This is a genomic window from Kitasatospora sp. MY 5-36 (assembly GCF_001182915.1).
Classification (GTDB): Bacteria; Actinomycetota; Actinomycetes; order Streptomycetales; family Streptomycetaceae; genus Kitasatospora.
This window is the reverse complement of record NZ_LFVW01000432.1, coordinates 1-9,956: the sequence shown is the minus strand read 5'-3', so window position 1 is coordinate 9,956 and position 9,956 is coordinate 1. Positions and strand designations below refer to the sequence as shown.

Annotated in this window: 7 protein-coding genes and 1 pseudogene; all 8 read left to right on the top strand. The window is 73.3% G+C overall.

Annotated elements, in window-relative coordinates:
- A partial coding sequence (gene cydC, locus AE652_RS25740; RefSeq protein ID WP_049655598.1) for a thiol reductant ABC exporter subunit CydC occupies positions 1–1,148 on the top strand: 1,148 nt, incomplete at its 5' end.
- A gap of 46 nt (positions 1,149–1,194) precedes the next feature.
- Positions 1,195–3,093, top strand: a complete 1,899-nt coding sequence (locus tag AE652_RS25735) for a GAF domain-containing sensor histidine kinase (RefSeq protein WP_082345964.1) — start codon at positions 1,195–1,197, stop codon at positions 3,091–3,093.
- Positions 3,094–3,261: 168 nt separating this feature from the next.
- A complete protein-coding gene (locus tag AE652_RS45330) occupies positions 3,262–3,675 on the top strand; it encodes a DUF1508 domain-containing protein (protein WP_074002007.1) in 414 nt (137 codons plus the stop codon).
- Positions 3,665–4,069: a hypothetical protein gene (locus AE652_RS25725; protein WP_049655595.1), complete on the top strand. Its 405-nt coding sequence runs from the start codon at positions 3,665–3,667 to the stop codon at positions 4,067–4,069. Before AE652_RS45330 ends, AE652_RS25725 begins: the two co-directional genes overlap by 11 nt.
- A gap of 451 nt (positions 4,070–4,520) precedes the next feature.
- A complete protein-coding gene (locus tag AE652_RS25720) occupies positions 4,521–5,552 on the top strand; it encodes a PstS family phosphate ABC transporter substrate-binding protein (RefSeq protein ID WP_049655594.1) in 1,032 nt (343 codons plus the stop codon).
- 88 nt (positions 5,553–5,640) lie between these two features.
- Positions 5,641–6,681: a PstS family phosphate ABC transporter substrate-binding protein gene (locus AE652_RS25715; protein ID WP_082345963.1), complete on the top strand. Its 1,041-nt coding sequence runs from the start codon at positions 5,641–5,643 to the stop codon at positions 6,679–6,681.
- A gap of 56 nt (positions 6,682–6,737) precedes the next feature.
- Positions 6,738–7,331, top strand: a complete 594-nt coding sequence (locus AE652_RS25710; protein WP_049655591.1) for a hypothetical protein — start codon at positions 6,738–6,740, stop codon at positions 7,329–7,331.
- A 247-nt stretch (positions 7,332–7,578) separates the two neighbouring features.
- Positions 7,579–9,956: pseudogene (locus tag AE652_RS25705) on the top strand (hypothetical protein); the annotation flags it as partial.

Sequence of the window (9,956 nt, the reverse complement as noted above, 5' to 3'; positions counted from 1 at the left end):
TGGCCGCCGTCCGTAGCGCCGACGCCGCGCTGACCGGGCTGGCCGCCCGCTCGGCCGCCACCACGGCGCTCGGCACCGGGCTGATCGCCCTGCTCACCGGGCTGACCGTGACCGCCGCGGCCGCCGTCGGCGTCCAAGGGGTGCGCGACGGGGTGCTGGCGCCGGTCTGCCTGGCCGTGGTGGTGCTGACCCCGCTGGCCGTCTTCGAGGCCGTCACCGGGATGCCGCTCGCCGTCCAGGCCCGCCAGCGCAGCCGCGCCGCGCGGGCCCGGCTGGACGAGGTGCTCTCCGCCGAACCCCCGGTCGCCGAGCCCGCCGAACCGGTGGCACTGCCCGAGCGGCCGCTGCCCGTCGCGGTGCGCGGGCTGACCGTACGGCACCCCGGGCAGACGGCGGACGCGCTCGCGGGGGTGGACCTCGACCTCGCGGCCGGCCGCCGGATCGCCGTGGTCGGCCCGTCCGGCTCCGGCAAGACCACCCTCGCCCAGGCGCTGCTGCGCTTCCTGGAGCCGAGCGCCGGGACGGTGCGGTTCGCCGACGGCCGCCCCGAGGCCGTGGACAGCCGCGCGCTGGCGGGCGAGTCCGTCCGCCGGGTGATCGGGCTCTGCGCCCAGGACGCCCACGTCTTCGACAGCTCGCTGCGGGAGAACCTGCGGCTGGCCCGGCCGGCGGCGGGGGAGGAGGAGCTGCGCGCCGCGCTGGCCGCCGCCCGGCTGCTGGAGTGGACCGAGGGCCTGCCGGACGGCCTGGACACCATGGTCGGCGAGCACGGCGCCCGGCTCTCCGGCGGCCAGCGCCGGCGGCTGGCGCTCGCCCGGGCGCTGCTCGCGGACTTCCCCGTGCTGGTCCTGGACGAGCCCGCCGAGCACCTCGACCTGCCCACCGCCGACGCCCTCACCGCCGACCTGCTGGCCGCCACCGCGGGCCGCACCACCGTGCTGATCACCCACCGGCTGGCCGGGCTGGACGACACCACGGTGGACGAGGTGCTGGTGCTGGACGGCGGACGGGTGGCCGAGCGGGGCCGCTGGTCGGAGCTGGTCGCCGACCCGGACGGGCGGCTGCACGCGATGTGGCGGCGGGAGCGGGAGGCGGACGGGCTGCTGGAGCCGGTTCCGGCCGCCGCCGGCCGGGCCGTCACCCGTTAGTCGCGCCGTCCTTCGGCTGAAAAGCGTACAAACGTAGGCTTTCTTCATGGACCCCACGCCGGACCTCCCGCCCGACCCCGCTCCGGGCCTCCCGTCGGACCCCGTTCCGGGCCTTCCGTCGGACCCCGCTCCGGGCCTCCCGTCGGACCTCCCCGGGGCCGCCGCCGAGCAGACGCCCCACCAGGTGCCGGAGATCGCCTCGCTCGGGCTGGACACCCTGGTCACCGAGGTCGCCGAGCGCCTGCAGTCGGCCGCCGCGGTCACCGACCGGATGCAGCGGCTGCTGGAGGCGGTGGTCTCGATCGGGGCCGGGCTGGACCTGCACGCCACCCTGCACCGGATCGCCGTGGGCGCCGCCGAACTGGTCGACGCCCGCTACGCGGCGCTCGGCGTGATCGCCCCCGGCGGCACCGGCCTGGCCGACTTCATCCACGTCGGGGTCGACGACGAGACCGCCGCCGAGATCGGCGAACTGCCCGCCGGCCGGGGCATCCTCGGCGCGCTCATCGACCGCCCCGAGCCGCTGCGGCTGGCCGACCTCCGCACCGACCCGCGCTCCTCCGGCTTCCCGCCGCACCACCCCTGCATGAGGACCTTCCTGGGCGTGCCGATCCGGGTCCGCGCGGAGGTGTTCGGCAACCTCTACCTCACCGAGAAGAAGGGCGGCGGCGCCTTCACCCCCGAGGACGAGCAGGTGGTGCACGCGCTCGCCGCGGCGGCCGGCGTGGCCATCGAGAACTCCCGGCTGTACGAGGAGGGCCGCCGCCGCGAACGCTGGATCGCCGGCGCCGCCGCCGTCGCCACCGCCCTGCTCTCCGCCGAGCAGGCCGAGAGCGCGCTGACCGTCGCCGCCGAGCAGGTACGGGAGCTGGCGGACGCCGCGCTCGGCATGATCCTGCTGCCGACCGGCCCGGAGGGCGGCGGCGAGGGCGACGGGCAGATGCGGGTCGCGCACGCCTCCGGCGAACTGGCCGAGTACGTCCGCGGCGAACTGCTGCCCAGGGAGAGCTTCGCGGCGCGGCTGCTCGCGGGGGAGAGCGTCTACCTGGACGACATGTCCAGCGACCCGACCGTGGTGATCCGGCTCGCCCGCCGCTTCGGCCCGTCCATGGCCGTGCCGATGGTCGCCGCCGGGCGGGTGCTCGGCGGGCTCTGCGTCTGGCGCCCGCACGGCGCGGTGCCGTTCACCGACAGCGAGAAGCAGCTCGCCGAGACCTTCGCCTCGCAGGCCGCGCTGGCCCTGCGGCTCGCCGAGGGCCAGCGCGACCAGCAGCGGCTGGCCGTCTTCCAGGACCGCGACCGGATCGCCCGCGACCTGCACGACCTGGTGATCCAACGGCTGTTCGCCACCGGGATGATGCTGGAGAGCGCCGCCCGGCGGGCCGTCGTCCCCGAGGTCAGGGTCGGCATCGGCAAGGCGGTGGACGAGCTGGACGCCACCATCCAGGAGGTCCGCACCACCATCTACGCCCTCCAGCACGACGACCACGGCGACGCGCCGGACACCCTGCGCACCCGGGTGCTGCGGGAGGCCAGCCAGGCCGCGGCCGCGCTCGGCTTCAAGCCCTCGGTGAGCTTCGTCGGGCCGGTGGAGAGCCTGGTCGGGGAGAAGACCGGCCGTCAACTGCTCGCCGCCCTGCGCGAGATGCTCTCCAACACGGCCCGGCACGCGCGCGCCTCCCGGGTCGGTGTGGAGATCGACGCGACCACCCACCTGGGCGAGGACGGCCGCCCGGTGGGCGGCGACCCGGACTCGCTGGACCGGGGCGGCCGGCCCGGCGTGCTGCTCACCGTGACCGACGACGGGGTGGGCATCCCGGCCGGCGGCCGGCGCAGCGGCCTGCTCAACCTCACCCGGCGCGCCGAGGCGCTCGGCGGCGACGCCTGGCACGAGAGCGGGCCGTACCGCAAGGGCACGATGGTGCGCTGGACGGCCCGGCTCTGAGGGTTCCGACCGGGACTACCACCAAGAACCGGTGAAAGTTAAACGAGAGAGAACTTCCCGACCAACAGCGCAAGTTGTGAACGTTCTGGGCTTTCGGGGGCTCCGTGTGCACACATAGCTTTGCTCCGCTCGGAGGGGAAACCGGAGGGCAACCGGACGGAGGGGGCAGTGAACGCTGCCGGCCGCGGTCACACCGCAGCAGGGGCAAGTCGAGGGGGTTTCCGCGCCGAACGGGCAGCGGACGGGCGCTACCGCTGGCAACTGAAGGCGTCCAACGGCCGGGTGGTCGCGATCACCCCGGCCGCGTTCGAGACGGCGGGCGAGGCCGAGCGGGGCTTCGACGGCCTGCGCGCCGCGGCGCCCGGGCTCACCGCGCGCATCACCCACGTACGGGAGGGCATCGGCTGGATCTGGGTCGTCCCGGGCTCGCGCGCCCTCCCCGAGGTGCGCTCCAGCCGCGCGTACGAGCGGTACGCGACCTGCCAGAACGCCTTCCGGCGGTTCGTGGTGCTGCTCTCCAAGCAGCCTCCGCACGAACTCCCGGAGCCCGCCGTACCGTTGAGACGCACCGATGGCCGCTGAGCGACGCGGCCCGCGACTGCTGATCGTGCCGGCGGCCGACCGCTGCCTCGGCTGGGCACTGCGGGCCGCCAACGGGAGGCCGCTCGGGGTCGGCGTACGGACGTACCGCAGCGAGGACGAACTCGCCGAGGCCGTCCGGGTGCTGCTGATCGAACGGGCCGCGCTGCGGTGCTCGGTCGGGCAGTCCGAAGGACGTCAGTGGGTCTGGGCCGCCTACCTGCCGGTGCGCAGCACCCGGCCGGGGGCGGCCGACGCCGTCCCGGTCGCCCGCAGCGCCCGGGGGTACCTGCGGCGGGACCAGTGCCAGGCGGGGATCGAGGGGTTCCTGGCCGGACTGCAGTGGGTGGGGCAGGAGTTGCGGCGATCGGGGCGGGACGGCCGCCGGCCGCTGTAGGAGACCGTGTGCATGGCGGTCCGTCGAACGCGACGGACCGCCATGTCGGCATGTCCGGAGGCGTGTCCGGGGCGTATCCCGGGCGTATCCCGGGCGTATCCGGGGGCGCGTCCGGAGGCGGCGGTTCCGTCCACGGCCCCCGTCCGTGCAGTTCCGGTGAAGGGCAGGTTTCCGGCAACACCCCGAGCAGCTTCCTGGAGAAGAACGTCGACCGGGTTCGGAGGGCCGGTAGTGCCCCTGTCACGTGCACGCTGACCAGTGGCTAAACCTCGTCGAACCGATGAGTCGACATTCCCCGGCCGGACCCGGCCTCCCTTCCGGCGGAACCTCCCCGCCGGACAGGATCGGCACTGCCGGCGAGGCCGCAGCGGACGCGGCCACACGGCCCCGAACTCCCGAACGGAGTACGGGTTTCACGCGATGTACGTCTCTCCCCCGGAGGAAGAGGAACATGCGTAAGACCGCTGCCAAGCTGCTCACCGTCGCCGCCCTGGCGACCTCCATCGCGACCGTCGCCGGCGGCACCGCCGTCGCCGACCCGGCCGCCGGCGTGACGCCGCGCGCCATCGACTTCGTGGGCACCGGCTCCGACACCACCCAGGCCGTCGTGAACCAGCTCGCCGCCGACTACAACGCGTCGCTGACCGACCCGAACGCCCCCCGCGTCTACAGCTGGGACGCGACCCCCACCGGCACCACCATCACCCCCAAGGCCGGTTCCGCCGCGATCGCCCGCCCGAACGGCTCCGGCGCCGGCATCAAGGCGCTGGCCACCTACACCAACACCACGGTGGACTTCGCCCGCTCCTCGCGCGGCCCGCAGTCGAGCGACCCGAGCAGCGACTACTTCGTCAGCCTGGCGAAGGACGCCGTCGCCTGGGCCGCCCCGGCCACCGGCAACGCCCCGGCGAACCTGACCACCGGGAACCTGAAGGACATCTTCACCTGTGCGGTGACCAACTGGCACGACATCGACGCGTCGCTGCCGAACGCCACCATCAAGCCCTTCCTGCCGCAGACCGACTCCGGCACCCGCTCCTACTTCCTGACCACCATCGGTGGCGGCGTCGCGGTCACCCCCGGTGGCTGCGTCACCAGCGGCACCCAGGAGAACCAGGGCAGCGACTCGGTCCTGGCCGACCCCAACGCGCTGGTCCCCTACTCCGTGGCCCACTACATCGGCCAGGTCTACTACGGCCAGGGCAGCGGCACCGACGTCCAGGGCCCGCTGACCATCCGCAACGTCAACGGTGTCCTGCCGGTGGACACCACGGCCAAGACGATCAGCGCCGCCTTCGCGGCCACCCCGTACTCCCGCGTGGTCTACAACGTCTTCCGTGACACCGAGTGGAACTCGAACGCCACCCTGCGCGCCATCTTCGGCAAGGGCGGCTGGCTCTGCAACAACGGCGCCAACGACCTCAAGAGCTACGGCTTCCTGCCGCTGTCCGCCTTCGCCTGCGGCGCCGTCACCCACTCCTGATCCACCCCGCACCACACCGGCGGCCGCGGGGCCTCGCCCCGCGGCCGCCGGGCCACCCTCACCACGACCGGACGCCGGAGGCGGGCCGATGCGCAGGGCCATGACCATGCTGGGCGGTGCCGCCGCGATCGCCGTCCTGGCGACGACCACCGTCGGCGGTACCGCGCTCGCCGACCCGGCGGCCGGTGTCACACCGCGTGCCGTCGACGTCGTGGGTGTCGGCGACGGGACGACCCAGATCCTGATGAACCGGATCGCGAGCGGCTACAACGCCTCGCTGACGGATCCGGCGACGCCGAGGCTGTACAGCTGGGACACGCGCCCGAGCGGGACCATCACCACCAAGTCGGGTGCCACGACGATCGCCCGGCCCGCGGACCAGCACGCCGGCATGGTCGCGCTGAACGGCCGCACCGGCACCACCGTGGACTTCGCCCGCGCGTCACGCGGCCCGCAGCAGGACGACCTCTCGACGGACGACTTCGTGGCCATCGCCTGGGACGCCGTCGCCTGGGCCGCCCCGGCCACCGGAAACGCCCCGGCGAACCTGAGCACCGGGAACCTGAAGGACATCTACACCTGCGCGGTCACCACCTGGAACCAGATCGACCCGGCGCTGCCGAACGCCACCATCAAGGCCTACCTTCCCCCGCCCGGGACAGGTCTGAGGGCGCACTTCCTGCTCACGATCGGTCGCGGCTACGCGGTCACCCCCGGTGCCTGCGTCACCAGCGGCATCCGGGAGAACCAGGGCAGCGACCCGGTCCTGGCCGACCCCAACGCGTTGATCCCCTACTCGACGGGCTACTACATCGGCCAGGCGTACCAGGGGCAGGGCGGTGGTGAGGACGTGCCGGGTGCCCTGACCCTGAGGTCCGTCGACGGCATCGCGCCCATCGACCCGCAGACCAGGACGATCTCGGCCTCCGCCGTCACGGCGCCGTACGGGGTCGTGCTGTCGAACGTCCTGCGCGACGCGGAGCTGTACGCCGACAACACCCGTGGTGCCGCGCTGCGCGGCATCTTCGGCCGCGGCGGCTGGATCTGCCGCAACGGCGCGGACGCCATCAGGAAGTCCGGCTTCGTCCCGCTGCCCCAGATCGCCTGCGGCTCCGTCACCCATTCCTGAGCCCCGCCGAACCGCACCACCCGCACATCACCTCTCCCTCTCCCAAGGAGTCCAGCATGTCCCGCATCAGCGCCCGCCTGGCCGCTACCGGTGCCGCCGTCGTCCTCTCCCTGACCGCCGTGAGCGGCGTCGCCGCCGCCGACACGGCCACCACCCCGGCCGCCGGCCAGGCCGTGATCACCACCGACGTCAACTTCCTGACGAACGCCGCGCTCAACGGCATCGTGATCATCCCGCTCCAGCCCGCGGACCCGGCGTACGACCAGACGGCGGGCCTCACCGTGACGCTTCCGGTGACCGGCGGCGCCGCGAACATCCCGAACTTCTACGGCGACGTGCAGTTCGGTGGCGGCCTGCTCTTCCTGAACCTCAAGACCGGCAAGAGCGTGGCCTTCAAGCAGCTCGACTTCTCGGTCGACAACGGCTACTTCACCGCCGTTCCGAACGGCTCGACCACGCCGGTCCCGCTGCTCGACCCGTCCGGCGACAACGTGATCACCCGCAGCGGCCTCACCCAGAACCTGACCTCCTCCAGCTTCGAGGTGGACGCGGCCGGCGCGCAGTACCTCGACACCAAGCTGGGCACCGGCTACTTCACCGCCGGCCAGAAGATCGGCAAGCTCGCGCTGTCCTACACCCCGGCGCACTGAACCACCCGGTACCGCTCACCCGGTACTGAACCGCAGGTCGGCGGGCCCGCGCTTCGGCGCGGGCCCTTCGCTTGCGGAGTTCCCAACTCCGGTACGGAGTCGTCGCGTTGTGGTCTCGTACATCTGGTCGACCGGATCCCGCCATGTCCGGCTGGCCGAATAGTACGCACGGAACCGTCCGTCCCCAGCGCGATCGACGCCCTCGTGCCGCCTCCCCCGGCGGCCCGCATCTCCCGGAGGCCTCGCCATGAGAAACCGCGTACCCGACCCGAGAGGCCCAGGGAGGTGGCGCCGTCGACTACCGGCCCTGGTCCTCGCCAAGGCCGTGGTGGCGGCGCTCGCCGTCATTCCGATCGGGTTGGGCGCGGCGCCACAGGCGCACGCCGACTCGGCGGTGACCGTCCCGGGCCCGAAGGTCTGGATTCCGTCCGCCAAGAAGTACGGCACCGAGGGCAGCGTGACCGTCTCCCAGACGGCGAACCTGACCAACCAGGTCCTCCAGGTCTCCTGGAGCGGCTTCACCCCGACGGTCTACCTGGGCACCAACGATCCCGCACCGACGGCACAGTCGCTGTCGACCCACATCCTCTACGCGGTGCGGATCTACCAGTGCCGGGGCACCGACCCGGCGGTGACGGACTGTTACGGCAGCACCCTCTACGGCGGCGACCGGACGAAGGGCTTCGAGCAGCCGCCCCGGCCGACGCGCACGGAGGTGCCGGAGTGGCCCACCAACCAGGTGATCGCCGCCACCGGCCCGGACGGCTCGGGCAGCGCCTCGATCGAGGTGTGGAGCGCGAAGGAGAGCTCCACGCTCGGCTGTGACGCGACCCACCCCTGTTCCCTGGTGGTCGAGCCGAACTACGGCGGCGACCCGCTGGACCTCTTCCAGGTCCTCGACGGCAAGGCCGACTGCGAGTTCCACGACCTGGACGCCGACCCGGACGGCTACACCGCCGCCGACGGGATCATGACCCCCGGCAACCAGAACTGGAAGACGGGCAACCGGACCAGTGAGCAGTGCGCCTGGCAGCACCGGACGGTGGTCCCGCTGTCCTTCGCGCCCACGGCGGACTCCTGCACGGTGAGCAACCAGGCCTTCGGTGCCGCCGGTCTGGAGATGGCCAACCGGGCCATGCAGCAGTGGCGGGCCGGCCTGTGCCTGGGCGACTCGCCGATGACCGTGGGCTACGTCCCCTCCGGTGGTGAGCCGCAGGCCCGTGCCGCGTTCCTGGGGGGCAGCAGCAGCACGGAGGTCGCGCTGACGGCGCGGCCCGACCGCTCGCCGCCCACCCGTCCGTACGTCTACGCCCCGCTCGCGACGACCGGCATCTCGGTCACGTACCTGATCGACGACCCGAAGACCGGTCGGCAGATCCGCGACATGAAGCTGAACGCCCGGCTGGTCGCCAAGCTGCTCACCCAGTCCTACGCCTCGCCGGGCATGAGCATCCCCTCCGTGGCCGGCAACTCGACCTGCCTCTACACCGACCCCGAGTTCAAGCAGCTGAACCCGGAGACGGCGGCCAACGGGATCCACTGGCCGACGAGCTGCGGCGGCACCCTGACGGTCTACCCCGGTGTTCCCGGTGGCACCACCGACTTCACCTACCAGCTGACCTCGTGGCTCGCCGCCGATCCGGACGCGAGCCGCTTCCTCGACGGTGAGCCGGACCCGTGGGGCATGCGCGTCGACAGCTTCTACCTGAAGCCGAAGTTCGCCGGCTACCCGGCGGAGGCGTTCCAGGTCCAGGACTACTCCGGGCCCGCGCAGGGCAGCGCGGGAGTCGACTTCAAGCACTGGAAGCAGTACGAGTGGAACCCCTCGCTCGACGGTCTCGGGCGGGTGGCGCGCAACCTGATGCAGTACCAGCCGAACTGCCAGCAGCCGAACAGCGAGTCCGACGGCAGCCACAAGCCCTGTTTCACGCAGATCCCCGGCGTGCGCTCGCTGCTCGCCATCATGGACACCGCCCAGGCCAAGGCGTTCTCGCTCCCCGAGGCCTCGCTGCTCAACCCGGCCGGCTCCTTCGTGTCGCCCGGCACGGCCGGCTTCCAGGCCGCCGTCGGCGACATGCCGACCGACGCCGCCACCGGGGTCCAGCAGCTGCCCTACGGCACGCCGGACACCGCGTTCTCGCGTGACCAGCGGGCGTACCCGCTGACCGCGGTGCAGTACGCGATGGTGCCGACCGGCGGCGTGCCCGCCGAGAAGGCCGCGTCGATCTCGCAGTTCCTCAAGACCGTGACCACCGACGGCCAGACCTACGGCCTCGCGCCGGGGCAGCTCGCCCAGGGCTACCTCGCGCTGACCGGCGCCCAGCGGCAGCAGGCCCAGGAGGCCGTGCAGCACGTCGCGGCCCAGGACGGCAAGCTGCCCGGCAACCAGACCGCCCCTCCGCCCGGCGGCGAGCCGGGCACCCCGGAGAGCGGCAACGGTTCCTCCGGCTCCGGCGGCACGGGCGACGGCACCACCCCGGTGAGCAGCTCCGGCACCGGCGGCACCACCGCCGACGGCAACTCCGGCGGCACCGGCTTCGGCTCCTCCGACGGCCTGTCCGGCGGCGGCCTCTCCGGCACCGGCTCCACCGGGACCGGCACGGCCGGCGGTGCCGCGGCTCCCGG

Coding starts and splice junctions, on each gene's coding strand:
- AE652_RS25720 (WP_049655594.1), top strand. CDS start 4,521: ATGCGTAAGACCGCTGCCAAGCTGCTCACCGTCGCCGCCCTGGCGACC.
- AE652_RS25710 (WP_049655591.1), top strand. CDS start 6,738: ATGTCCCGCATCAGCGCCCGCCTGGCCGCTACCGGTGCCGCCGTCGTC.
- AE652_RS25735 (WP_082345964.1), top strand. CDS start 1,195: ATGGACCCCACGCCGGACCTCCCGCCCGACCCCGCTCCGGGCCTCCCG.
- AE652_RS25715 (WP_082345963.1), top strand. CDS start 5,641: ATGCGCAGGGCCATGACCATGCTGGGCGGTGCCGCCGCGATCGCCGTC.
- AE652_RS25725 (WP_049655595.1), top strand. CDS start 3,665: ATGGCCGCTGAGCGACGCGGCCCGCGACTGCTGATCGTGCCGGCGGCC.